Source organism: Phycisphaeraceae bacterium (genome assembly GCA_019636675.1).
Lineage (GTDB): Bacteria > Planctomycetota > Phycisphaerae > Phycisphaerales > UBA1924 > JAHBXC01.
Genome location: JAHBXC010000004.1, coordinates 1 through 23,281 on the forward strand (window position 1 = coordinate 1; position 23,281 = coordinate 23,281).

At 67.9% G+C, this 23,281-nt stretch carries 19 protein-coding genes; 11 read left to right on the forward strand and 8 right to left on the reverse strand.

What is annotated here, in order from left to right; translation table 11 throughout:
* Nucleotides 1–45: 45 nt before the first annotated feature.
* Nucleotides 46–1,089: an SUMF1/EgtB/PvdO family nonheme iron enzyme gene (locus tag KF684_12080; GenBank protein MBX3353661.1), complete on the reverse strand. Its 1,044-nt coding sequence runs from the start codon at nucleotides 1,087–1,089 to the stop codon at nucleotides 46–48.
* Between the two features lie 499 nt (nucleotides 1,090–1,588).
* Here KF684_12080 and KF684_12085 point away from each other — a divergent pair, with 499 nt between their 5' ends.
* The 3 genes from KF684_12085 to KF684_12095 all read left to right on the forward strand — a co-directional run bounded on the left by KF684_12085 (nucleotide 1,589) and on the right by KF684_12095 (nucleotide 3,380).
* Entirely contained in the window at nucleotides 1,589–2,629 is a 1,041-nt protein-coding gene (locus tag KF684_12085; protein ID MBX3353662.1) for a hypothetical protein, read from the forward strand.
* Nucleotides 2,630–2,741: 112 nt separating this feature from the next.
* Nucleotides 2,742–3,149 carry an EVE domain-containing protein gene (locus KF684_12090; GenBank protein ID MBX3353663.1) on the forward strand — a complete coding sequence of 136 codons (408 nt, stop codon included), beginning with the start codon at nucleotides 2,742–2,744 and terminating at the stop codon, nucleotides 3,147–3,149.
* A 12-nt stretch (nucleotides 3,150–3,161) separates the two neighbouring features.
* Nucleotides 3,162–3,380 (forward strand): hypothetical protein, encoded by a 219-nt coding sequence (locus tag KF684_12095; GenBank protein MBX3353664.1) that lies wholly within the window; start codon nucleotides 3,162–3,164, stop codon nucleotides 3,378–3,380.
* A 47-nt stretch (nucleotides 3,381–3,427) separates the two neighbouring features.
* On the opposite strand, the gene KF684_12100 is transcribed toward KF684_12095, so the two are convergent.
* Nucleotides 3,428–4,069: a hypothetical protein gene (locus KF684_12100; GenBank protein MBX3353665.1), complete on the reverse strand. Its 642-nt coding sequence runs from the start codon at nucleotides 4,067–4,069 to the stop codon at nucleotides 3,428–3,430.
* A gap of 177 nt (nucleotides 4,070–4,246) precedes the next feature.
* On the reverse strand, nucleotides 4,247–6,067 hold the full coding sequence (locus KF684_12105) for a hypothetical protein (GenBank protein ID MBX3353666.1): 1,821 nt from the start codon (nucleotides 6,065–6,067) through the stop codon (nucleotides 4,247–4,249).
* A gap of 357 nt (nucleotides 6,068–6,424) precedes the next feature.
* On the opposite strand from KF684_12105, the gene dnaK reads away from it, so the two are divergent.
* On the forward strand, nucleotides 6,425–8,338 hold the full coding sequence (gene dnaK / locus KF684_12110; GenBank protein ID MBX3353667.1) for a molecular chaperone DnaK: 1,914 nt from the start codon (nucleotides 6,425–6,427) through the stop codon (nucleotides 8,336–8,338).
* A gap of 601 nt (nucleotides 8,339–8,939) precedes the next feature.
* On the forward strand, nucleotides 8,940–9,575 hold the full coding sequence (locus KF684_12115; protein ID MBX3353668.1) for a DUF2238 domain-containing protein: 636 nt from the start codon (nucleotides 8,940–8,942) through the stop codon (nucleotides 9,573–9,575).
* A 686-nt stretch (nucleotides 9,576–10,261) separates the two neighbouring features.
* Here the strand turns inward: KF684_12115 and KF684_12120 are convergent.
* Nucleotides 10,262–11,134, reverse strand: coding sequence for a hypothetical protein (locus KF684_12120; protein ID MBX3353669.1), 873 nt, complete (start codon nucleotides 11,132–11,134; stop codon nucleotides 10,262–10,264).
* Nucleotides 11,135–11,399: 265 nt separating this feature from the next.
* Here KF684_12120 and KF684_12125 point away from each other — a divergent pair, with 265 nt between their 5' ends.
* Entirely contained in the window at nucleotides 11,400–12,275 is an 876-nt protein-coding gene (locus tag KF684_12125; protein ID MBX3353670.1) for a hypothetical protein, read from the forward strand.
* Between the two features lie 18 nt (nucleotides 12,276–12,293).
* On the opposite strand, the gene eno is transcribed toward KF684_12125, so the two are convergent.
* Nucleotides 12,294–13,598 (reverse strand): phosphopyruvate hydratase, encoded by a 1,305-nt coding sequence (gene eno, locus KF684_12130; GenBank protein ID MBX3353671.1) that lies wholly within the window; start codon nucleotides 13,596–13,598, stop codon nucleotides 12,294–12,296.
* 132 nt (nucleotides 13,599–13,730) lie between these two features.
* On the opposite strand from eno, the gene KF684_12135 reads away from it, so the two are divergent.
* Both KF684_12135 and KF684_12140 read left to right on the forward strand, forming a co-directional pair.
* A complete protein-coding gene (locus KF684_12135) occupies nucleotides 13,731–14,432 on the forward strand; it encodes a hypothetical protein (protein ID MBX3353672.1) in 702 nt (233 codons plus the stop codon).
* Between the two features lie 301 nt (nucleotides 14,433–14,733).
* Complete coding sequence (locus KF684_12140; protein MBX3353673.1) at nucleotides 14,734–15,855, forward strand: SUMF1/EgtB/PvdO family nonheme iron enzyme; 1,122 nt, start codon at nucleotides 14,734–14,736, stop codon at nucleotides 15,853–15,855.
* 3 nt (nucleotides 15,856–15,858) lie between these two features.
* Here the strand turns inward: KF684_12140 and KF684_12145 are convergent, their stop codons facing one another.
* The gene (locus KF684_12145) at nucleotides 15,859–16,884 is read right to left on the reverse strand and encodes a hypothetical protein (protein MBX3353674.1); all 1,026 of its coding nucleotides are present in this window, start codon (nucleotides 16,882–16,884) and stop codon (nucleotides 15,859–15,861) included.
* Nucleotides 16,885–17,021: 137 nt separating this feature from the next.
* On the opposite strand from KF684_12145, the gene KF684_12150 reads away from it, so the two are divergent.
* Entirely contained in the window at nucleotides 17,022–18,488 is a 1,467-nt protein-coding gene (locus tag KF684_12150) for a UDPGP type 1 family protein (protein ID MBX3353675.1), read from the forward strand.
* Between the two features lie 288 nt (nucleotides 18,489–18,776).
* On the opposite strand, the gene KF684_12155 is transcribed toward KF684_12150, so the two are convergent.
* A complete protein-coding gene (locus KF684_12155; GenBank protein ID MBX3353676.1) occupies nucleotides 18,777–19,301 on the reverse strand; it encodes a ferritin-like domain-containing protein in 525 nt (174 codons plus the stop codon).
* Nucleotides 19,302–19,364: 63 nt separating this feature from the next.
* Nucleotides 19,365–20,111 (reverse strand): SDR family oxidoreductase, encoded by a 747-nt coding sequence (locus KF684_12160; GenBank protein ID MBX3353677.1) that lies wholly within the window; start codon nucleotides 20,109–20,111, stop codon nucleotides 19,365–19,367.
* A 109-nt stretch (nucleotides 20,112–20,220) separates the two neighbouring features.
* On the opposite strand from KF684_12160, the gene pyk reads away from it, so the two are divergent.
* Both pyk and KF684_12170 read left to right on the forward strand, forming a co-directional pair.
* Entirely contained in the window at nucleotides 20,221–21,897 is a 1,677-nt protein-coding gene (pyk, locus tag KF684_12165; GenBank protein MBX3353678.1) for a pyruvate kinase, read from the forward strand.
* Between the two features lie 31 nt (nucleotides 21,898–21,928).
* The gene (locus KF684_12170; protein ID MBX3353679.1) at nucleotides 21,929–23,272 is read left to right on the forward strand and encodes a CinA family nicotinamide mononucleotide deamidase-related protein; all 1,344 of its coding nucleotides are present in this window, start codon (nucleotides 21,929–21,931) and stop codon (nucleotides 23,270–23,272) included.
* Nucleotides 23,273–23,281: the final 9 nt, after the last annotated feature.

A 23,281-nucleotide genomic window follows, 5' to 3' on the forward strand; every position in this document is an offset into this window, starting at 1 on the left:
CCGGCCCTCTCCCATCGCTGCGCGACAGGAGAGGGGGCGGGAAGTTCAGCGCCTCCTTCGCGCCGCGAACGCCATTGCGCTTACGAACACCGCGCCAGCCGACGGGGCCGGGATGACGGTCGCGATGCGAAAGCCGTGCAGACTGCCCGAAGCCGACTGACCCAGGAAGTAGCCGAGTTCGTCGTACCGACCGCTGCTGTTGCCGTTGATCGTCGCGTAACTGCCCACCACAGGCCGCACATTCAGGGGCGTGTTCCAGCTCGGGTGGTCCATCGCGTAGGTCTCTGTCCATTCCTGCTGGCTACCCGACGCGTCGAGCAGGCCCCAAGGCGTCTCGATCCCGTACGCGCCCACGGGAGGCGGCGGGGTCCCGCCCCACGCGTAGTTCCCCCCGCTGGTTTGACCGTTGCCGTCCGGGGGCGGCGGACCGGGGATCGGCGCGTCGTCGCTCTGGTGGGGGTAGAGCCAGTACCCCGGCTGCCCCTCGCCGTAGCGGTCGGGGTCGTAGTAGACGGCCTTGGTCCACTCGTCGAAGTTGGGGATGAAGAAGCGCGCCCCCTCCTGACGGACCACCGGCGTTGTCGAACCGAAGTCGTTCATGTTGTACGCGCCGGTGTGGAAGTCGTCGTAAGTCGCCTCGTGGATGGGCTTGGCGCCGTTGTGCATCCAGTTCATGAAGCGGGCGACATAGGTCCACGAGGGCGTGACGGGATAGTTCGCGAACTGCGGCGCGTGAACCTGATACTGCGGCAGTCCATCCGCACCGACACCAGCGTACTGCGCTGCATAGCCGCTGAACTGCGGATCGTTGTAGTCGGATGGGGCCAGATGAGGTCTGTACGCGTCCAAGAAACCTAGCCACTGACGCACGGTGACCTCGTGCCGTGTGATTCGAAACGAGTGCTCGACGCGGCCGATGTCGATCATCGGTCCGAAGCCGTTGCTCTGAGGGACGGAGATCGCCGCGTTGCCCGGCGCACCCACCGTAACGAACTCGTGGCCGTGGATCGTGGTGATGGGGTGAGACGCGAGCGTGCCTGCGCACACCACCGCCGCGGCGGAGGGCGCGATGACTTCACGGATACGCATGCGGGTCTCCTCCGGGACTTCGGCCCCTTGTGCTGAGCAGAAGGTACCGCAGGAACGCGGCATCGCCAAGCGTTTTTAAGTGGGAGCAGGGAATACGGAGTGGGGAGCAGGAAGATGGGCGGCGCGTACTCCGGTCCCCCTCCCGCGAGCGGGAGGGGTTAGGGGAGGGTCTTCGGAATGTGAAGCATTGCCAGTTCGCCCTCCCCCTGCCCCCTCCCGCGAGCGGGAGGGGGGACAAGAACCGCCGCACCACGCCCCCTCCCCTTGCCCGTTCTCCCCTCTGCGTCCTCTGCGCCCTCTGCGGTAACCCCTCTTATCGGACCGCATTTTCCCCTTGCCCCGGGGCCGATTTCTGCGACAATACGGGGAACAACCGCCGTCTGAGCGGCGTTTCATCTGCGTGTGCGAGCGGCGGTGCTCTCGCGCCGATGATGTGTGTGCCTTGGTCCTGCCCGGCGATTCCCGGGCGTTCAATGATCTTCCTGCAGGAGTGATGACCATGATTTTCCGACGCGGCGGCGCGACCACCTCTCTCGTTCTCGGCATCGCGGGCGTCATCGGCGTCGGCGTCGCCGGCGGCATGGCCCTCACCGGGACCACCCCCTGCTCGATCCTTCAGGCCTGCGGCGTCAAGCCCGCGACCCCGGCCGCCCAGACCATCGCCCTCCAGAGCGGCGAGTCGTGCCCGGTCACCGGCGCGTCGATGGGCGCCGTCGCCAAAGAGTCTTCCTGCTGCGATGTGATGAAGAAGGAAGCGACCCCCGCTGCCCAGACCGTCGCGCTGGCCGCCGACTGCTCGAAGGAGCCCGGCTGCGAGAACGACGACAACAAGACCTGCTCCAAGGACACCGAGTGTCACAAGGCGCAGCCCGCGAGCGCCACCCCGGTCGCGATGACCGGCGAGGTGTGCGCGATGGCCGCCTCGTGCGAGCCCTCGAAGTGCACCGAGGCGATGGTCAAGGCCTGCACCGACTCGGGCAAGATCTGCCCGCTGGGCGAGGCGAAGGTCGTCCCCGCGTCGATGAACGCGGCGACCGCCGAGTGCTCGAAGGAGCCCGGCTGCGAGAACGACGACGGCAAGACCTGCTCGAAGAACGAGGCATGCCACAAGGCGCAGCCCGTCGCGCTGAACGCCGCGTCGACCTGCTCTGACGCCGCCAAGGCGACCTGCGCTTCGACGACCGCGATCGCGGGCGCCGCGACCTGCTCGTCGGCCAACGCCGGCAAGGTGATCGCTGCGGCTTCGGCCCCTGCGTCTGCCTGCGGCACGCCGATGCCCATCGGCACGCTGCGCACCCTGGCCTACAGCGGCAAGGGCATGCCCATGCTGATCCCCGCCGCCTTCGCGAACGTGCAGTCCGTCGAGACCAAGGCCGCCGGCTGCGGCGGCTGCTCGGACAAGGCCGCGACCCCCGCGACCCCCGTCGCCCAGCCCGTCGCGCTCAAGGCCGACTGCTCCAAGGAGCCCGGCTGCGAGAACGACGACGACAAGACCTGCTCGAAGGGCACGGAGTGCCACAAGGCCGTCGCGTCCCGCTGAGCGACCATTTGCCTGATCCGGATTGATCGTTGAACAACTAGCGCCCCGTCGAGCACGCTCGGCGGGGCGTTGTCGTTTTGCCTCGAACGCCGCGCTCGCGCATGATGCACGCATGGCTACGCTGCTGCTCAAGACCGAGCCGGGTGAGTATTCCTTCGACGACCTGCTGCGCGAGAAGCGCTGCGCGTGGACGGGCGTCGCGAACAACGCGGCCCAGAAGCACATGCGCGACGCGAAGAAGGGCGACGAGGCGTTCGTCTATCACACGGGCGACGAGAAGGCGATCGTCGGGCTCGCGACGCTGGTGAGCGACCCGTACCCAGACCCCGATGACGACACGGGCAAGCGCGTGGTGTTCGACCTCAAGCCCGGGAAGCGTGCGAAGACGCCCGTGACGCTGGCGCAGGTGAAGGCGGACGCGCGGTTCAAGGACTTCGCGCTGGTGAAGCAGGCGCGTCTCAGCGTGATGCCGGTGCCCGCCGATCTCGACAAGGCCCTTCGCGCGATGGCTGGGTTGTAAGAGAAAGAGAAGATGTTCACCGCGGAGGGCGCAGAGGACGCGGAGGGGGAGAAGAAGCGGGAGAGGGTGTGGGTGGCACTGGCAAGCGAAGCTTGCCGGTGCGATGCGTTCACCTACCACGAGAGAGAGAGAGAGAGAGAGAGAGAGAGAGAGATTTCATCGCAGAGGTCGCGGAGGACGCAGAGGGGGAAAAAGAGGGAGGGAAGTGTGGGTGGCGTGGTGCACGCGTAGCGGGCGCCACGAGCGTTCAGCTTCCAGCCGTATCCCCTCGAGATCATTCACGCCGCCGTGCGGGCGCTGATGTGTCTGCGTGACGCCACGATCGCGAGCGTGCGCATCACGCGCAGGTCGGACGCGAGGGGCGAGCGCTGGTCGAGTCGCGCCATCGCGCGGGTCGCGTGCGCGAGCATGGTTGCGAGGTCGAGACGCCCGGCGGCGTGGGCTCCGATGTTGTTGGGGGTCGAGGTCACGAACCCCTCCACGCCGCCGAGCGTCCAGACACAGAGCAGCGCGTCGAGCGGCTCGCTTCCCTCTCCGCTCAGCGCCCCTCGCTCTCCTCCGATCGAAAGCAGTTCGTTCACTTCGTCGATGGGCGCGATCGTGTCACCCCACGCGGCGCGTGCCGCGGCCAGGCCGGCGGCGACGAATGCGAGCGCGACGCGATCGCCCCCCCACCGCTCGCGCGTCGCGTCGAGCCCGTCGAGCAGCGGCGCCATCTCGCCGGCGCGGACCGCCCCGCGCGTCAGCTCGAGCGCCCGCTGGATGCCCAGGCACGCCGCCGCGGCACGGACCACGCCCGGCTCGTGCAGCCGGCGCCGGGCCGCCTCGGGCAGGGGTCGCCCGTTGGCGAGAACCTCGTCGAGCAGACGAGACCATTGACCGGCGGCGGCGAGTTTGGCGATTCGGTTCGGGCTGAGCATCGTGCGGCCTCCTTGCTCGGGACGATCGCTTCCTGTTAGGGACAGAATATCGTCCGAACAGAACCCTGTCAAGCAAAGGATTCGCTCTTTGTTCGGATTCCCTCCGGGATCACGCCCGCAACGAAAAACCGGCCCGAGGGGGCCGGCGTGGGGCGCCGAAGGTTGTCGGTGCGTCGCTCAGTAGGACGCGCCGAACGAGGACAGCACGTTGTTGAGGTCGAGGAAATCGACCCTCCCGTCGCCATTCGTATCGCCGACGGAGCCGACGCCCGTGCCGCCGAAGCCGGTGAGCACGGCGCTGAGGTCCTCGAAGTTCACGACGCCGTTGCCCGTCGCGTCGCCCGGGAGACGGAGACGGAAGACATAGTCGTGCAGCCAGACGATGCCGGTGTTGCGCCGGATGACCTGGCCCAGCGTGGTCTGGTCGAGATCGGCGAGCGTCATGCCCAAGGCGCTCAGCGTGTCGACGAGGTCGGAGGGCTCGGCCGGGTTGAGGTAGAAGAACCGATCCCCGTCGCGTGCGCGCCGGAACTGGTCGAGGAGGATGGCGCGCAGCGTCTCGCCGACGCTCGCGCCGGGGAAGTGGTCCTCGGCCATCAGAAGCGGCCAGAGGTCCATGTCGGTCGTGTCGCCGTAGGCGGCCTCGAGCGCGAGCTGCACCTCTGGGTCGGACGAGATCTGGGCGAAGGAGTTTTTGGGCGCGAGGCCGAAGGCGACGCGCGCCGAGTTGAAATCGGGCAGGCCGTGGTCGCGCCCGCGCTGGATGTTCACGGTCACGAGGTCGCGTCCGCCGGCGCCGGGCGCGCCGAAGAGGAAGTTGCGCACGTCGTCGATGACCTTGGTGTCGACGCGCTGCATGTTGCCGGTGGCGAGCCCGCGCAGGATCGGATCGATCCCGCCCTCGTCGAGGATGATCGAGGGGTCGAAGAACATGTCGCGCAGGAGAAGGTTGCCCTCGGGGATCGTCTGCTGATTCTCGCCCGGGCGGAGGATCTCGCTCGAGAGCATGGTGTGCCCGACGCGGAACGCAGCGGCGGAGAACTCGGTGAGAATCCCGGCGTTCACAGCGTCGTCGTAGCCGGCATACGCGGGCAGCGCGTTCTCGCCCAGCAACGCCGGGATGAACTCGTTGTAGGTGATGACCTGCATCAGCGCCGCAACAACGCTTCTGGCGCGCTGGAAGACCTCTTCATCGCTCCAGGCCGGGTTGGCAGCCGCGAGCAGGTCGGCGACGCGGTTGTGCTCGCGCACCCAGAGCGTGTGCATCGCGGCCAGGCCAGACTGCTCATTGGATCGCACGTCGCCCGCGACGAACATCGTCGTGGGATCGGCGCCGAACGGCCCGCTGTCGTTCTCGACAACGCCGTCGCCGAAGGGCATCAGATCGCCCGTGGCGTGCGAGCTGACCTTGAGTCTGCCGCCTGCGTACGCGCGCAGCCAGGAGGCCTTCGCGTCGTCGCTCCCGTAGAGCTGGGACGCATCGATGTACGCCGTCAGCACGTTGGGGTGCTCGCGAACGAGCATCGCAGGGGTATGGACCGAGACCGACCTGGCCGCGGTGATGAGGCCCGTGCCCAGCGAGTTCGGGTCAAACCACGGGTCGCCGATTGGCGTCGCAATATGAATGGGCTCGGCCTTGGTCGCGTGGGTCAGGTCGAGGTCGTGGTCGAGGAACTGCCCCCACTGCCAGACCATGTCGGTGAGCCCGCGTGAATCGAAGACCATCGAGGGCTGCGAGAACAGGATGTTGCTGATCACGCGAGCGTTCTCGCGCCCCTGCCCGCCCATCTCGAAGGTGAAGGTCGGGGGCCCGTAGAACGAGCCGGCCTGCGAACGCAGCAGCAGCTGGTGGGCCGCGCCCCACGAGGGGTTGGCAAGGTTATTGGACTCGCCCGTGAAGGTGCGGAACTCCTGGGCGCTTGCCGCCCCGGCGACGCACGCGATCGCGGCGGCGCAGAGACCTGCGCGGCGGCGCCGTGGAAAGGCTCGTGATGTCATGACCGTGTTCCTTGCCGTTCGTCGCGACGGATCGACTCCCACGAGAATGAGAGGCCCGGCGCGGGGTCGCAACTCAGCGGCGCCGGGCACTACCAGACTAATCCGCCATCGCGGACCACGCAATCCGAATTCTCAGAAACCTGCCCCCTGCCGGTTTGGCAGGCGGGCGGCCGCCGGGGCGACAGACACGCCCCCTCCGGGCCCTGCATGAGGGACGATCCATGGCTTCAACCCCCCGGCGGACCCTCGCGGGCTGGCGCCATCCTTGCACCCCCCATCACCGTCGCCCGTCGTTCGGCATCGTCCGGCGGGCGCGCCCGACCGACCCGCACCCATCACCCTCAAGGGGTTTCGACCATGTCCAAGATCATCGGCATCGACCTGGGAACGACCAACTCGGTGGTCGCCGTCATGGAGGGCGGCCAGCCCAAGGTCCTCATCAACTCCGCCGGCACTCGCACCACCCCCTCGGTCGTCGGCTTCACCGAGAAGGGTGAGCGACTCGTCGGGCAGGCGGCCAAGCACCAGCAGGTCACCAACCCCAAGAACACCGTTTTCTCGATCAAGCGCTTCATGGGTCGTCGCCACGACGAGGTCCTGGGCGAGGAGAAGCTCGTCCCCTACGAGATCATCGGGGGGCCGACCGACCTCGTGAAGGTGCGCGTCCGCGGCAAGGAGTTCACTCCCCCGGAAGTCAGCGCGATGATCCTCCAGGAACTCAAGAAGGTCGCCGAGGATTACCTCGGTGAGAAGGTCGATCGCGCGGTCATCACCGTGCCCGCCTACTTCAACGACGCGCAGCGCCAGGCCACCAAGGACGCCGGCGAGATCGCCGGCCTCAAGGTCGAGCGCATCATCAACGAACCCACCGCCGCGGCCCTCGCCTACGGGCTCGAGAAAAAGAAGAACGCCAAGATCGCGGTCTTCGACCTGGGCGGCGGCACCTTCGACATCTCCATCCTCGACATCGGCGACGGCGTGTTCGAGGTGATCTCCACCAACGGCGACGGGCACCTGGGCGGCGATGACTTCGACCAGAAACTCATCGACTTCGTCGCCGAGTCCTTCCGCAAGAAGGAGGGCATCGACCTCAAGAAGGACGCGATGGCGCTCCAGCGCCTCAAGGAGGCGTGCGAGAAGGCCAAGATGGAACTCTCCCAGCAGATGGAGACCACCATCAACCTGCCCTTCATCACCGCCGATCAGAGCGGGCCCAAGCACCTCCAGGAGACCATCAGCCGCGCCAAGTTCGAGCAGCTGTGCGAGGACCTGTTCCGCCGCCTGACCGAGCCCTGCAAGCAGGCGCTCAAGGACGGCAAGCTCAGCGCCAAGGACATCGACGAGGTCGTGATGGTCGGCGGCTCGACGCGCATCCCGCGCGTGCAGGAGATCGCCAAGCAGGTCTTCGAGACCACCGAGCTCGACAAGTCGATCAACCCCGACGAGGTCGTCGCCGTCGGCGCCGCGATCCAGGGCGGCGTGCTGCAGGGCGATGTGAAGGATGTCCTCCTGCTCGATGTGACCCCGCTCTCGCTGGGCGTCGAGACCATGGGCGGCGTAATGACGGTGCTCATCCCGCGCAACACCACCATCCCCACGAGCAAGAAGGAAACCTTCTCGACCGCCGCCGACAACCAGACGAGCGTCGAGATCAAGGTCTATCAGGGCGAGCGCCAACTCGCGGGCGACAACCGCCTGCTCGGGCGCTTCGAACTGACGGGGATCCCCACCGCGCCGCGCGGCGTGCCGCAGATCGAGGTCGAGTTCAACATCGACGCCAACGGCATCCTGAACGTGAAGGCGACCGACAAGGCGTCGAACAAGAGCCAGCACATCGAGATCAAGGGCAGCAGCGGGCTGTCGCAGGACGAGATCGATCGCATGCGCCGCGACGCCGAGGCCAACGCCGAGGCGGACAAGTCTCGGCGCGAGCTGATCGACGCCAAGAACAAGGGCGACTCGGTCCTCTACCAGACCCGCAAGGCGCTCGAGGAGCACGGCGGCAAGGTCTCGTCCGAGGTCCGCGGCAACATCGAGTCGGCCCTCAACTCGCTCGAGAGCGCGCTCAAGGGTGAGGACAAGGGCCCCATCGAGCGAGCCATCGCCGAGGTCGAGAAGGTCAGCATGGAGCTGGGCAAGGCGATGTACGAGCAGGCCAAGTCGACCACCGGCGGCGAAGGCGCCGCCGAGCCCAAGCCGGGCGCAACCTCTGGCGGCGCAGGCGGTAAGGACGACGACGTGATCGACGCCGAGTACGAGGTGAAGGATTGACGAAAATTCTCGCCCCCTGACCTGCAACCGGGGCAGACGAGGCCTGTCTAACCCGACGAGGCCGTCTCCTCCCGGCTTCAGGACAGCGGAAAGAACCAAGAAACGCCCTACCGAACCCCCCCTTGAACACGACCCGCGACGGGAGCCCCCTGCCGTCGCGGGTCGTGTGCCTTTTTGAACGGCGGGGAAGAGGGAGAGATTCACCGCGGAGGGCGCAGAGGACGCGGAGGGGGAGAAGAAGTGCAGTGGGTGGTGTTGGTCTTTGCGGACCCTCTCCTACGGTGCCCCGGGGCATTCCTGACCCGGGCTCTTCTTCTACCCCGCCTCGCTCTCGCGCATGCGATCGTTCCGCACGGTCAGACCGCGTTTGAACATGTCACGCGTTGAGGAACGTGAGCACAACCACTGGTACGCTTCGCTTGCCAGCGCCCCCCCATCCCTCTCCCCTCCGCGCCCTCTGCGCCTTCCGCGGTGAATCTCTTCCGCTCGCGAGTGCGCGGATCAACGAACCACGCTCGCAACAGCCCGTGCCGCCGCCCGGGGCTCTGATCCGAATCTCGGAATCTCTCGACCCCCTCCGCGTCGCGCCGATACTCACGCGATGGTCCGATTCCTCCGCGATCACCCGATCCTCTCCGCGTTCAGCGCGCTGTACATCGCCGTCTTCGCGGCGCTCTCGATCGTCAAGGGCAACGCGGAGTTCGTGATGTACACCGTCGTCGTCGTCCTGGCGGCGGCGCTGGTGGTTTTCCTCGACCGGAAGGTCGCGCGCATCCCGACCTGGATCCTGTGGTGCCTCAGCGCGTGGGGAATCCTGCACATGCTGGGGGGCAACCTGCCGCTGCGCGGGCCCGGGGGCGAGGACATCGTGCTCTATTCGCTGTGGCTGATCCCCTTCAACGCCGAGAGCGGGTACCTGAAGTACGACCAGCTCCTGCACGCCTTCGGGTTCTTCACCTCGACCTGCGTGTGCGCCGTGATGCTCACCCCGATGCTGCGCGAGGAGCGCCGGCGCTCGGCGTGGCCGTTCGTGCTCTGCGCCCTCGCGGGCATGGGTCTGGGCGCGCTGAACGAGGTGGTGGAGTTCGCCGCCGTCCTTTCGCTGCCCGACACGAATGTCGGGGGCTACATCAACACCGGGTGGGACCTGGTGAGCAACGCGGTGGGCGCGGCGATCGGGGCGGCGGTGATGTGGTGGCTGGCGAGGCGCGGATCCCCCGGGTACGCACGCGCCTGACCAAAAACGAAGCCGCCTGGTTTCCCAGGCGGCTTCGTTGACTCCTTCGTGGATGTGGCAGTTTGTCGGATGCCCGGTGAGGGGCGTCCCTGAATGCGGTCGTCTCGGTGTCCCGAGCCGTGCCGCGACCTCTCTCTCAAGAGGTGTTCCGTGGCCGGACCTGTGCTTCCGGCGACAACGACAGATTAGCATGTTCCGGGGGCGTGTCAAGGGGTGCGCACGACAACCACGCGCCTTTCGTCCTTCCTTCACGAAGACGATAGCCGCATGGTCGTCCCGATCCTTCGGCTCAACATTCCGGTGGATCAGACGCTTCCCTCAAACTCGTCGCGCCTGGGCGGCTCCGAGGAACCGCTCAAGCGTCGCGGCCGTAATGGCTTACGCCGCGAGGAACTGCTCTCCCCGCGCGTTAACGCGAGAAGAGCAGGCACAGGGATTCCGTGTTCTGCCGCCGCAGCCATCCGACACAAGGTCAGGCAGCCGCAGCAACCACGGAGGAGTCAGCATCCTAAGGGTTCTCCGCAACTCAGGGTCGCGGGCCGTATTCGGTTATGAGTAGAGGTGCTTCCCTCCCTACTCTTGCCGGCTGCCGCCCTTTCGGGCCGCTGCCTGCGTCTCAACAGGAGCAATGTAGCGGATCTGCCCGGGGCGTCAACCCCTTTTTCGACGCCTTTCGAAAAACTTTGTCATCCGCCCTGCCCGGGAGACGCCGGCGCTTGCCCAGCTTCACCTTCGACCAGATCCCCGCCCTCGCCGATCCGCGGCAGGAGGGCCACCTTGGCGTCTTCCCACGCCCGGAACGATGATCGCCACGCCCGGGCCGCCCCGGGATCGAGCGCCGCCGACGCCACACCGGCGTCGGTCCCTGCATCCACGAGCGTTTCGCCCCGGGGCCCGAAGACCACGCTGCCCCCGGCGTACGCCAGGTAGGGATCGTCGCCCGCGCGGTTCACGCCCACGACGAACGCCTGGTTCTCGATCGCGCGCGCACGCAGCAGCGCGCGCCAGTGTTCGGCGCGCTCGGCGGGCCAGTTCGCGATCACCACGAAGCACTCGGCGCCCATCGCACGCCCTGCGCGAAACAGCTCCGGGAAGCGCAGGTCGTAGCACACCACCGGGCACACGACGAGCCCGTCGTCGTGCGCGCCCTTCCACTCGAATCGCGCGACGCGCGTGCCGCCTTCGAAGGATTCGGCCTCTTTCCCGAAGGAAAACGGGTGGATCTTGTCGTACCGCTCGACGATCACCCCGTCGGGATCGATCGCGAGCGCGCGGTTGCGCGCACGGTCATTCGGCGCGTCGACCGTGATGCCCCCGATCACCCACGCGCGATGGCGCGTCGCCAGCGACGCGAGCCAGCGCGCCGACGAACCGTCACGATCCGCTGTGCGCTCGGTGTTCATCGAGAACCCCGTCTCGCACATCTCGGGCAGCACCACGAGGTCCCCGGGCTCGACGGGCGCGCCGTCGAGCAGGCGCTCGGCCCGCGCGCGACTCGCGTCCTTGTCCTCCCAGGCGATGTCGAGCTGCACGAGATGGACGCCCTGCTGATTGCCCATAACCCTCAACCGTAGGCCCCCGCGCTCTCATTCCCCCCCACTCGTGCTGCCGGGGGCGCGATCCCCCCCCAGGACGGGTCCCCACCCTGCCGGATCGGCACAGGCCCTATCCACACCGGCCCCCCAGTTTGACATCCGCTGGCGTTCCAGCGCGATACTTGGCACACTCTCAGTGCACGCGGAGTCACCAAGGAAAACCCCGAGGGCCCCTCATCCGTATCGATGGTGGGTCTTGCGAAGGCACAGGGTCAGGAATGCGCAAGGCATGAGAGTCACCATTCGTTCCATCCTGCTCGCGGTCGCATGCGCGCCGGGCGTCACGAACGCCCTCGCGTCCGGCACGCTCGACCCCGCCCTGCACGACTCCGTCGCCGCCAGAGCGTTCCTCCCGGTCGGCGGCGTCGACTTCCGCGCCGACCTCGAGCAGGGCGCGATCGCGACCGTCGTCCGGACGCCCTTCGGCTCCTCACCGACCAAGGCGCCGCAGTTCGTCGCGCGACGATTCGACTGGGACAACCAGCGCATCGACATCCGCTCGCCGCGCGCGATCTACGACCTCGATTTCAGCACCACGGTCGAGGTCAACCTCGAGACAGCCGAACCCGTCGAAACCGCGGTCCTGCTCTCGAGCGGGTCGCTGACCCTCACCGCCGGCCCCGACGTGTTCGTCTTCTGCGCGACCGACGCCGTCTCGGGCATCCGCGTCGCGCCCCTCCTGCGATCGAGCGACGGGCGCTTCGCTCCCGGACAGGCGATCGAGATGGACACCGCCCGCGCGCTCGGCAAAGCACGCGAGGGCGTCTTCGGCTTCGGCGTCGACCTCGACGCGTGGTTCAGCGCAGGCCTCATACCCGACAACATGACCCTCATGGGCATCGTCATCAGCCACGACGGCGCCCCGGGCAGCGGGTCCCTCGCCATCCTCGAGATCGTCGCCAGCGATTCACCCCTCTTCAGCGAGGGCGGCGGCGCGGGCGGCGGCGGGGCGCCCCGCGCACTCTCGCTGGGCGGAGGCAGCGCACGCGGCTCGGGCGGCTCCGGGGGCGACCCGCGCACGCCCGAAGACCCCATCCCCTCGCCGGGCGCAGGGCTCCTCCTGGGCCTCGGACTCGCCGCGGCCGCGTCGCGCCGTCGTCGCTGAGTCAGCCCCCGGCCGCCATCACCCGCGGTTCCACACCCACGACCCGTACACGCCCGCGTCGCCCAGTTCCTCCGCGATGCGGATCAACTGGTTGTACTTCGCGTTCCGATCGCTGCGGCACGGCGCGCCGGTCTTGATCTGGCCGCAGTTCGTCGCCACCGCGATGTCCGCGATCGTCGAATCCTCGGTCTCGCCCGAGCGGTGCGACATCACCGCGCCCCAGCTGTTCCGCTGCGCCAGGTTCACCGTCTCGAGCGTCTCGCTCAGCGTGCCGATCTGGTTCACCTTCACCAGCACCGCGTTGGCCGCCTTCTGCGCCAACGCCTTGCGCACGAACGACGCGTTGGTCACGAGCAGGTCGTCGCCCACGAGTTGCACCTTGTCGCCCAGGCGCTTCGTGAGTTTCGCCCACCCCTCCCAGTCGTTCTCCGCCAGCCCGTCCTCGAGCGAACGGATCGGGTAGTTCTCGCACCACTTCGCCCAGTAGTCGATCATCTCGTCGCTGCTGACGACGCGGTCGGGCGCGCTCTTGAAGAAGCAATAGCCCTCCTTGCCGCGGGCGGCGCCCTCGTTCCACAGTTCGCTCGTCGCCGGGTCCAGCGCGACGAAGATCTGCTCGCCCCACTTGTAACCGGCCTTCTTCGTCGCCTCTTCCAGCAGGCGCAGCGCGTCCTCGTTGTCCTTGAGGTTCGGCGCGAAGCCGCCCTCGTCGCCCACCGAGGTGCTCAGCCCCTTCTCGTGCAGCACCTTCTTGAGCGCGTGATAGATCTCGACGCCGGCGCGCAGGCCCTCGGCGAAAGTATCGAAGCCCCAGGGCTGCACCATGAACTCCTGGAAGTCCACCGTGTTGTCGGCGTGCTTGCCCCCGTTGAGCACATTGAACATGGGCACCGGCAGCGTGCGCGCGCCGCTGCCCCCGATGTAGCGGTACAGCGACAGCCCGCTCTCCTGGGCCGCGGCCTTGGCCACCGCCAGCGACACGCCCAGGATCGCGTTGGCGCCCAGGTGCTTCTTGTTCGGCGAGCCGTCCAGTTCCAGCATCAGCCGGTCGATCTGCTCCTGCTCGCGCGCGTCCATGCCGAGGAGTTCGGGCGCGATCTTCTCGACGACATTCATCGCCGCACGCGTCACGCCCTTGCCGGCGTAGACGCCCTTCTCGCCGTCGCGGATCTCGACCGCCTCGTGCTCGCCGGTGCTCGCCCCGGAGGGGACGGCGGCGCGCCCGCTGGCGCCGCTCTCCAGAACCACATCCACCTCGACCGTCGGGTTGCCCCGGCTGTCGAGGACCTGTCGCGCGTGCACCGATTCGATGGAGAACAGCATCCGAGTCGCTCCTTCACTGGCTGGACCCTCCCCGGCGGCGTGTCCCGGCGGGCGAGATCCGATGATACGGGCTTTGCTCGCCACTCCCAGCGTGGTACCGTTCCCCGCCGTCCGATTCCCGAGCCCACCACGATGCCCCTCTCGCCCGAGACCTTCACGACCCGCGCCGCCCGCCTCAAGGCCGACATGGCCTCGCAGTGCCTGCGCGTGCAGTTCGTGGTCGAGAGCGCGATCGAGTCCGCCTTTGACGCCGACCGGGAGCGCGCCGCCTCCCTCGCCGCCCAGGACGACGAGATCGACCGCGTCGATGTCGCGATCGAGAGGGCCGCCGTCGCGCTGCTCGTGGATGTCGCGAGCAACCCCGTCTCGCTGCCCGAGCGCGACCTCCGGCTCATCCTCACCATCGTGAAGGTGAACAACGAGGCCGAGCGCATCGCCGACCTGGCGGTGAACATCGCCCAGTGCGCCGGCACCTTCGCCGACCTGGGCTCCCGCCCGCCCCAGACCTTCCGCGTGATGGCCAACAGCGTGATCGGCATCGTCGACGCGGCCCGGCGCTGCTTCGAGCACACCGATGTCACCATCGCCAAGGTCGTGCTCGCCAGCGAGGACGCCGTCGAACGCTTCAAACGCCAACTGACGCGCGACACCGAAGAGCGGCTGGCGAACAAATCCGTGACGATCGACGAGGGCTTCTCGCTGCTGACCATCGCCGGCGAACTGGAGCGCATCGCGGACCACGCGACGAACATCGCCGAGCAGGTGATCTACGCCGCGACGGGCGCGATCGTGCGCCACGAGGCGCAGGGGTGGGTGGAGTCGCAGCCGGGCTGAGCGGGGATTTCACCGCGGGGGGCCGCGGAGGGCGCGGAGAAGAAGCATCAGACGGGGTGGCGTGGTACGGCGCAGCCGTGCCACGGGTGTGTGTTGCTCGCGACAGAAACCCCTGCATTTTCAAGACTTTCCTCTTGCGGCACGCGGGGCTTCCGTTATGTTGGAAGAGCACAGGAGCGACCGGCGGATGCCGGTCCGGGAATGTCTTTGGTATGCGGGTTCTTTGTCCTCACGATCGCGTCGGCGTCGGCAGACGCCCGGAGCCACGAGGACCGAGACTTCTGGAAGGAGTCCGAGCGCGATGTGTATTCGCCAGTCCCAACTCGTCATGTGTGCCGGCGTCAGTCTGGCGCTGCTGTTCACGGGCCCCGCACTCGCGCAGGGCTCCGGAGGCGTCCACAACAACCAGCACCTGCGCTTCACGCAGCAGCACGGCCTCACCTTCAGCGAGATCGGCGATCCGGGGAACCCGGGGTTCTTGTTCGACCCGCCCGGCCCTTCGCCGGAGCGAGTCATCGGCAGCGTTGATTATCGCTACGGCATCACGACGCGCGAAGTCACGCACGCCGAGTACCTCGTCTTTCTGAACGCTTTCGCGCCACACATCGACGCGACAGGGGTCTCGCCCAACTCGTCGCAAGCTTCTACAAAGGGGATCTCTTTCGTTGGTCGGGATGGGAACGGTGTGCCAAGCTTCCTGCTCCCCGCGGCGAACGCGAACAAACCTGCGGAGATGGGATGGCGTTTCGCGGCGCGTTTTGCTAACTGGATGCATCACGGCGCCCCCACTGGCTCCGATGTCCCGGCGTGGGTCTTCGAGACCGGCGCGTACAACACATCGACCTTCATTACCAACCCCGATGGCTCGCGCAACGATCAGGCGTCTCGCAGCGTCGACGCGCGGTTCTGGATCCCCACGCAGGACGAGTGGAACAAGGCCGCATTCTGGGATCCGAACCACTCCGGAGATGACGAAGGCGGGTACTGGATGTACCCCAATGCCAGCGATGAGCGCCTTACCCCCGGCTTCCCCGACGAGGGAGGCCAGACGAACTTCGGCATGGACCAGCAGACACTGCCAGGCTTGCCAGAGGAGGTCGGCAGTTATCCCAATGAACAGAGCCCGTGGGGGCTCGTCGATCTCTCCGGTGGGGTGCAAGAGTGGACGGAGTCGCTCCTAGCCGGCGCGGAAGTCAATCGCTATCGCCATGTCGCCGGGACGGAGATGCACCGCACCGAGACGCTGCTGCTGTACGGCGATCACATCGGATGGAATATCAATCAGTTCAGTTGGCCAGAGTCGCCGATCGCCGGCTTTCGACTCGCCATGGCAATCCCGAGCCCGGGGGCGTTCCTCTGGCTTACATTCTTGTCTGGGCCCCTCATGAAAAGAAAACGAAGGTTAAGTCTGCGCACCGGCTAAACACTAAGGCTTAGACCACGCTTCAAGCGTGCCGCGCATAGCGTCGCGGGACTGCGTATCTGTCGCTGGATCTGTGACGGCTTTGCGAAGCAGGTTGCCAATATCCTGCCGGAAGCGCGGCTGTCGATTGCCGAGCATGATGAGCAACGAGGCCTCATCTTGTCCAAGCGAACCAGGCCGATCATCTTCTTGAATGAGTGTAAGAAGCGCATCGAGCCATTCTTGCTGAATATGAGGATCGAGCCGATCAAACCGCCCATCGGGAGCGAGTCCCGCGCCCAAAGCACGCCGCACCGCCAGCGCTCTCGGGGTGCTCTTGAGCGAAAAGAGAAAGTCGAGCGCCTGCTTGGGCTCTGGGGAAATCGCTAACAGCGCCATCGCGGCGAGCATCGGGATCTCAATCTCGGGTGAGAATGTCGGTTGTTTGCCACGCAGAATCTCCGGATCAAGAAGCCCGATGCCTTCAACCACCAACGACCGAAGACCTGCGTCCATCGCGACAGAACTACTGCATTGTGCGCGACCGATTTCAAGAAGAGACTGTCGCAGCACCAAGAGGTTGCGAGCTTCCACCGGATTCGTGACTACAACGGAAAGCACGGCGCAGACATCGGGACTGTAAGGCCCTTCAACGCCAGGTCGGGCATTAAGAATCTCGAGCTTGATGTCATCCGATCCATCTCGGAGTTCGCCGAGCAGAAAGTCGCCCCAAGGCGATCGGACCGAAAATGCTCGATTACCCGCCGAATCCCGAGCAAGCAGGAGTGTGCGGATCAAGGCACGACGAGCAGCGCTTCCGGGTCGAAATGCTTCATGAGTAGAGGCGAGTTCGATCGCTGGCGCTACGATTTCTTCAGCCTTGTATTGACGAGCGATCATCCTGCTATTCGCCGGAAACGACACGAGCGACGACAAGGCGGCGGCCGCGACGACTTCCTCCTCCGACGCCTCCCGCGGTTGCCCGAACGCCGACACAGTCCAGAGCGCCGCAACGATCGCGATCATCCATGGCTTGCGTGAGGTTCCCACCGAACACCTCCATCCTCGCCATCGCGCGTCGGTCGTCCCCGACCATGCCGCCCGCGGCGACACGAACATCCTACATCCATCCGCGCACTCTCGGGCCCAAAACTGGCGGTTTCCGTCCGGGCGACCTAGAACCGTCCATGAGCGCCACCGCCCAGACCGACGCCGCCGTTCCGTCCCTCGCCGACCTGCGTGCCGCGCTGGAGCGCGTGGGGCAGGGGCACCTGCTGCGGTTCCACGAGGAACTGCCGCCCGATCGCCAGAGGGCGTTGCGCACGCAGATCGCGTCGCTGCCGCTGTCGGAAGTCCCGGCGCTGGTCGAGGGGTATGTGCTGTCCAAGCCCGCCTTCGCCTCGCCCGCGGAGCTGACGCCCGCGCCCTTCTACCCCGACGATCGCGACAAGCCGGTCTCGCTGTGGGGGCGCGACCGCTATCGCGCCCTCGGTGAAGAGATGATCCGCGCCGGCAAGGTCGCGGCGTTCACCGTCGCCGGTGGTCAGGGCACGCGCCTGGGCTTCGACGGGCCCAAGGGCTGCTACCCGGCTGGCGCCGTCACGCGCAAGCCCCTGTTCCAGATGCTGGCCGAATCGATCCTCGCGAGCGAGGAGCGCTTCGGCGCCCACATCCCCTGGGCGATCATGACCAGCCCGCTCAACCACGAGGCGACGGTCGCGTTCTTCAAGGAGCACAGGCACTTCGGGCTCGACCCGTCGCGCGTCGTGTTCTTCCCCCAGGGCGTGCTGCCCTCGTTCGACATGCGCACCGGGATGATCCTGCTGAGCGCCAGGGACGAGGTCGCCACCAACCCCGACGGCCACGGCGGCGCGCTCCGCGCGCTGCGCCAGTCGGGCACGCTCGAAGCCCTGCAATCCCGCGGCGTCGAGCACCTCTGCTACACCCAGATCGACAACCCACTCGTGCGCGTCGTCGACCCGGTGTTCCTGGGGCTCCACGCCCACGCGCCCGATTCCTCGGGCGAGATGTCGTCGAAGATGGTCACCAAGGCCAACGCTGGCGAGAAGGTCGGCGTGTTCTGCCAGTCCGCCGGGCGCACGATGATCATCGAGTATTCCGACATGCCCGAGTCGCTCTCGCACGCGACCGACCGCGACGGCTCGCTCATGTTCCGCGCCGGCAACATCGCGGTGCACGCGCTCTCGCTCGCGTTCGTGGACCGCCTGACGAAGGGGGGAAGCGCCGAGGCGCTGCCCTACCACCGCGCCGAGAAGAAGGTCCCCTTCGTCGATCTCGACAGCGGCGATCGCGTCGAGCCGGCGTCGCCCAACGCGGTGAAACTCGAGATGTTCGCGTTCGACGCGATCCCGATGTGCGCGAAGTCGCTCGTGCTCGAGACCCAGCGCGTCGAGGAGTTCGCGCCCATCAAGAACGCCAGCGGCGTCGACAGCCCGGAGTCGTGCGCGCAGATCCAGACCGAGCGCGCGGCGCGCTGGCTCGAGGCGGCGGGCGTGAAGGTCCCCCGTCGCCCCGACGGCGCGCCCGACTGCACGCTGGAAGTTTCGGCGCGCACCGCGATGGACGCGCAGGAACTCGCGAAGGCGAAGAACCTGCCGAAATCAATCGAGCGCGGCGAGACCCTCGCGCTCTGATCCGGCCCCCTCTCCCCCGAGGGGAGAGGGCCGGGGTGAGGGGTTCGGATCTGTCAATGACCGCTGGTGCGCGCACGCCTGCTGTATGCCTCGTACCTTCTTCACGCACCCCTCACCTGGCTCGCTGCGCTCGCCGTCCTCTCCCCGCAAGCGGGGCGAGGAGGCGGGGGAGATCGCGGTGATTCCACATCACGCAGCGCCCGTGGCACGGCTGCGCCGTACCACGCCACCCGTTTTTCTTCCTGCTCCCTCCCCCCGCGTGCCTCATGCCTTGTGCCTCGTGCCTTCTCACTTCTTGTCAAACCCGTGGCGCTCGAACCCTCGCAGGAAGCCGAGGAACTCGCGCCGGTGCTCTTCCTCGTCGCCCATGATCTCGATGGCGAGGTCCTGGGTGACATAGTCCACGCCGTCGGCCAGTTCGATGATCCTGCGGTAGCTCGCGATGGCGTCGTCCTCGGCGGCGATCACGCCCTTGATGACGGCGGTGACATCGGTGGCGTCGTCGGTGGGCTGCATCGCCCTCTGCGACATCTTCAATTCCATCGAGCCCTTCGCGCGCCCGCCGAGGATCTTGATCCGGTTGGCGAGCATCTTGGCGTGGTTGAGTTCTTCCTCGATGTCGGCGGCGAGGGATTCCTTGATCTCCTGCGCCAGCACGCCGTCGAGGTTGTTCGAGGCGGCGAGGTAGTTGATGACGGTCTCGAGTTCGGCGTTGTAGGCGTGGTGGAGCGCGTCGAGGATCGCGTTGATCTTGCTCGCGTCGACGGAGGAGGGGGCGGTGGAGTTCTTCGCTGCTGGGGTCTTCTTCGCCAAGGGTGATCTCCTGTGCTCGTGTGATCCCGGTATGAAACGCCTTGCGGCGTGGATTGTTCGGGCTCACCCCGGGCTGGGCAGGAAGATCGTGGCGCCGTTCTCGGCGTCGCGTTTGCCGAGCACGCATTCGACGATCACGCGCGCGACGTCTTCGGCGCGCAGGCACTTCTCGATCGGGAGAATGTCGGTCCCGAAGAGCCCGCGCAGCATGGGGGTTTCGACGGCGCCCGGGGCGACGGCGAAGCCCCGGATGTTGTGGGCGGCGCCCTCCTTGGCGATCGAACGGGCGAAGAGGTTCACCGACGCCTTGGCCGCCGCGTACGCGAAGAAGCCCGGGAAGGGGTCGAGCGTGCCCATAGTCGAAACATTCACGATCACGCCCCGGCCGTTCTCGACGAAGCGGGGCCACGCCGCCGCGATCAGCGCGCCGGGGCCGATGGCGTTGATCGCGAACGCGTCGCGCAGGACGCCCGGGGTGGTGTCCGCGATGGGCAGCAGCGGCGCGTGCCCGGCGTTGTTGATGAGCGCATCGAGCCGGCCGAACCGGGCGGAGACCTCGCCGATCAGGGGGGCGGCGGCGTCTGGGTCGCCCACATCCGAAGCCCTGACCACGGCCGCGGCGTCGGGGAAGGCCGACGCGATCGTCGCGGCGCATTCCTGGAGCGGGCCGATCCTGCGCCCCACCAGCGCCAGGTCGAATCCCTCCGAAGCCAGCCCGAGGGCCGTCGCCAGCCCGATGCCCGACCCGGCGCCCGTGACGACGGCGACCGGGCGTCCTCGCCCCTCACTGGCCTTGCTCTGGGAATGCATGGCCGAAAGATACCCGAAACCCGGCGGCGCTGCCGGGCGAAGTGTTTTTCATCAGTCCAATGCGCAACGGCGCAAATGCCGATAAAGAGAGGCCGTAGGATTGCATCAGATGAAGGACCTGTCCGCCGCCGCTCTTTTCGATCGCCCCTCGCTCACGAAGATCATCGCGACGCTCGGCCCCGCCACCGACGAGCCGGGGGTTCTCGAGCGTCTGATCGCGTCGGGCGTGAGCGTGGTGCGTCTGAACTTCTCGCACGGCACGCTGGACGAGCACAAGCGCCGCCTCGACCTGGCCCGCGGCGCCAGCGCGAAGCTCGGGCAGCCCGTCGCGGTGCTTGGCGACCTCGGGGGCCCCAAGATCCGCGTCTCGTCCGTCGAGGGCGAGATCATCGAGGTCCAGTCCGGGCAGGACGTCGTCTTTCGCACCCCGGTCGCCCCGGCGCCTCCCGGCTCGCCCCCGACGCCGGCCCCCGGCCCGGTCGAGGCCGATGTCCCGGTCATCAGCTGTTCCTACGCCCCCCTGACGCGCGAGGTCGCGCCCGGGCAGCGGGTCCTGCTGGGCGACGGGCAGATCCGCATGCTGGCCGTCGACCGTCGCAGCGGCGTGCTGCGCTGCCGCGTCACCGTGGGCGGGACCATCAAGCGGGGCATGGGCGTGAACCTGCCCGACAGCGACATCTCGGCCCCGGCGATCACGGCGCGTGACCGCGAGTGCGTCGAGTGGGCGGTCGCGCAGGGGCTGGACTTCCTCGCGCTGTCGTTCGTGCGCAGCGCCGACGACGTCGCGCAGCTGAAGATGCTGCTGCGCACCGCCGCCGCCCGCATCGCCAAGCCCGCCGGCGGCGACAGCGCCGTCGCGAACCAGCCCATTCCCGTCATCGCCAAGATCGAGAAGCCCCAGGCGGTCGAGTCCATCGACGAGATCCTCAGCGTCGCCGACGGGATCATGGTCGCGCGCGGCGACCTGGGCGTCGAGCTCGACCTCGCGCAGGTGCCGGTGGTGCAGAAGCGTCTGATCGCGATGGCGCGCGAGCACGGCAAGCCCTGCGTCGTCGCGACGCAGATGCTCGAATCGATGATCGACAAGGCCACCCCCACGCGCGCCGAGGCGAGCGATGTCGCCAACGCGATCTTCGACGGCGCCGGCGCGGTGATGCTCTCGGGCGAGACCGCCGTCGGCAAGCACCCGGCGCTGGTCGTCGAGACGATGCGCCGCATCGCGCTGGCCGCCGAGGAAGAGATCCACCACGGTCCCCAGATGGCCGCCCCCCCGGCGCGTCTGCGCGCGATCTACGACGCCGAGGCGGCGCTCGCGCACGGCGCCTGGCACATGGCCAACGACACCAACGCCGCGATGGTCGCGGTCTGGTCGCAGACCGGCGAGATGGCCCGCTCGCTCGCGCAGAACAAGTTCCGGGTGCTGATCGCCGCGTACTCGTCCGACGAGGCCGCGGTCCGGCGCATGGCGCTTCTGCGAGGCGTGATCCCCGTCATGTGTCTCACGCTGCCGGCGCACCGCACCGAATTCGCGGCGATGGTCGATCGCATGGCCCTCGAGAAGGGCTGGACGCAGCCGGGCCAGCGCATGGTCCTCCTCGCCGGCATGCCCTTCGGCAAGTCGGGCGTCGTCAACACCGTGGCGCTGCGGACCGCCGGCGAACTGGCCGGGCTCGATGTGCTCCGCCCGGGCGCCGACGAGCACGAGGCCTACGACGAAGCCGATCAGCAGGGAACCCTGCACGCGACGCCCGAGCAGACCCAGCGGCTCCAGAAGGCGCGCGTCTGACCCGCCCCGATCGGCCCTACGCTGATCCCGGATGACCACCCACGACACCTGCGCGATCCTCGCCGTCGGCGACGAGCTCTCCCTGGGCGAGAAGCTCGACACCAACAGCATGTGGCTCGCCGAGCGCCTGGCGACGCTGGGCTCGGTCCCGGTCGAGCACGTGACGGTGGGCGACGACCTCGACCTGATCGCCTCGACGATGCGCCGGCTGGCGCAGCGCGTCCCGCTGCTCCTCGTCACGGGCGGGCTCGGCCCCACTGCCGACGACCTGACGCGCGACGCGCTCTCGCTGGCGATGGACGACGCGCTGATCCGCGACGACGACGAGCTGGCGCACATCGCCGCGTTCTTCGCGCAGCGCGGGCGCGCCATCTCTGAGATCAACAAGGTCCAGGCGATGCGCCCCACGCGCGCGCGCTGCCTGCGCAACCTCGTGGGCACGGCGCCCGGCCTGCACGGGCGGATCGATCGCGAGGGCCACGCCGGCGGATGCGATGTCTTCTGCGTCCCCGGCCCGCCCCGCGAGATGCAGCCCATGGTCGAGCGCCTCGTCGTGCCAGCGCTCTCGCTGCGCACGCGCGACCCGCTCCACGTCAAGCTCGTCCGCGTGCTGGGCCTGGCCGAGAGCGACGCGGCGGCGACCCTCAAGGCCTGCCCGGAGGGCGACCTGCTCGCGCGCGCGAACGACCCCGTCGTGGGCGTCACCGCGAGCGCCGGCGAGCTGACCTTCCGCATCCGCGCGCGAGGGGACGCGCGCGAGGCGCACCCGAAGCTCGAGTGGGCAGCGTCCCAGATCCGCGGCGCGTTCGGCGCGCTGTGCATGGGCGAGGACGACGAGTCCGCCCCGGCCGCCGCCCTGCGCGCGCTTCGTGAACGCAACGAGACGCTCGTCGTCGTCGAGAGCTGCACCGGGGGCCTGCTCGGCGCGACCCTGACCGAGGTCCCCGGCTCCTCCGATGTCGTGCTGGGCGGGTGGATCACCTATTCCAACGCGATGAAGACCGCCGAAGTCGGCGTTCCGGCCCACGCGATCGAGCACTACGGCGCCGTCAGTGAGCAGACCGTGCGCGCGATGGCCGAGGGCGCGCTCGTCGCCGCGACCGGGCAGCGCGCGAACCACGCGCTGGCGATCAGCGGCGTGGCGGGGCCCTCCGGCGACGCGCCCGACAAGCCGGTCGGGACCGTCTGGATCGCCCACGCCTTTCGCACGCGCGAGGCCATCGGCTCCGACGCGCGACTGTTCAACTTCCCGGGCGACCGCGCGGGCGTGCGCATCCGCGCCGTGCGGGCGGCCCTCGCGATGCTGCACCTGCGCGTCCGCGGCGAGACGTACCGGCTCCTCGCCAACGAGCAGGGCCGCGGACGCCCGGCGTGATACCCTTGG

What these genes read in the sequence shown, in the direction of transcription:
- dnaK (MBX3353667.1), top strand. Translation starts at nt 6,425, where the DNA reads ATGTCCAAGATCATCGGCATCGACCTGGGAACGACCAACTCGGTGGTC.
- KF684_12170 (MBX3353679.1), top strand. Translation starts at nt 21,929, where the DNA reads ATGACCACCCACGACACCTGCGCGATCCTCGCCGTCGGCGACGAGCTC.
- KF684_12160 (MBX3353677.1), bottom strand. Translation starts at nt 20,111, where the DNA reads ATGCATTCCCAGAGCAAGGCCAGTGAGGGGCGAGGACGCCCGGTCGCC.
- KF684_12100 (MBX3353665.1), bottom strand. Translation starts at nt 4,069, where the DNA reads ATGCTCAGCCCGAACCGAATCGCCAAACTCGCCGCCGCCGGTCAATGG.
- KF684_12105 (MBX3353666.1), bottom strand. Translation starts at nt 6,067, where the DNA reads ATGACATCACGAGCCTTTCCACGGCGCCGCCGCGCAGGTCTCTGCGCC.
- KF684_12140 (MBX3353673.1), top strand. Translation starts at nt 14,734, where the DNA reads ATGTGTATTCGCCAGTCCCAACTCGTCATGTGTGCCGGCGTCAGTCTG.
- pyk (MBX3353678.1), top strand. Translation starts at nt 20,221, where the DNA reads ATGAAGGACCTGTCCGCCGCCGCTCTTTTCGATCGCCCCTCGCTCACG.
- KF684_12135 (MBX3353672.1), top strand. Translation starts at nt 13,731, where the DNA reads ATGCCCCTCTCGCCCGAGACCTTCACGACCCGCGCCGCCCGCCTCAAG.
- KF684_12095 (MBX3353664.1), top strand. Translation starts at nt 3,162, where the DNA reads ATGTTCACCGCGGAGGGCGCAGAGGACGCGGAGGGGGAGAAGAAGCGG.
- KF684_12150 (MBX3353675.1), top strand. Translation starts at nt 17,022, where the DNA reads ATGAGCGCCACCGCCCAGACCGACGCCGCCGTTCCGTCCCTCGCCGAC.
- eno (MBX3353671.1), bottom strand. Translation starts at nt 13,598, where the DNA reads ATGCTGTTCTCCATCGAATCGGTGCACGCGCGACAGGTCCTCGACAGC.
- KF684_12120 (MBX3353669.1), bottom strand. Translation starts at nt 11,134, where the DNA reads ATGGGCAATCAGCAGGGCGTCCATCTCGTGCAGCTCGACATCGCCTGG.
- KF684_12115 (MBX3353668.1), top strand. Translation starts at nt 8,940, where the DNA reads ATGGTCCGATTCCTCCGCGATCACCCGATCCTCTCCGCGTTCAGCGCG.
- KF684_12080 (MBX3353661.1), bottom strand. Translation starts at nt 1,089, where the DNA reads ATGCGTATCCGTGAAGTCATCGCGCCCTCCGCCGCGGCGGTGGTGTGC.
- KF684_12085 (MBX3353662.1), top strand. Translation starts at nt 1,589, where the DNA reads ATGATTTTCCGACGCGGCGGCGCGACCACCTCTCTCGTTCTCGGCATC.
- KF684_12090 (MBX3353663.1), top strand. Translation starts at nt 2,742, where the DNA reads ATGGCTACGCTGCTGCTCAAGACCGAGCCGGGTGAGTATTCCTTCGAC.
- KF684_12125 (MBX3353670.1), top strand. Translation starts at nt 11,400, where the DNA reads ATGAGAGTCACCATTCGTTCCATCCTGCTCGCGGTCGCATGCGCGCCG.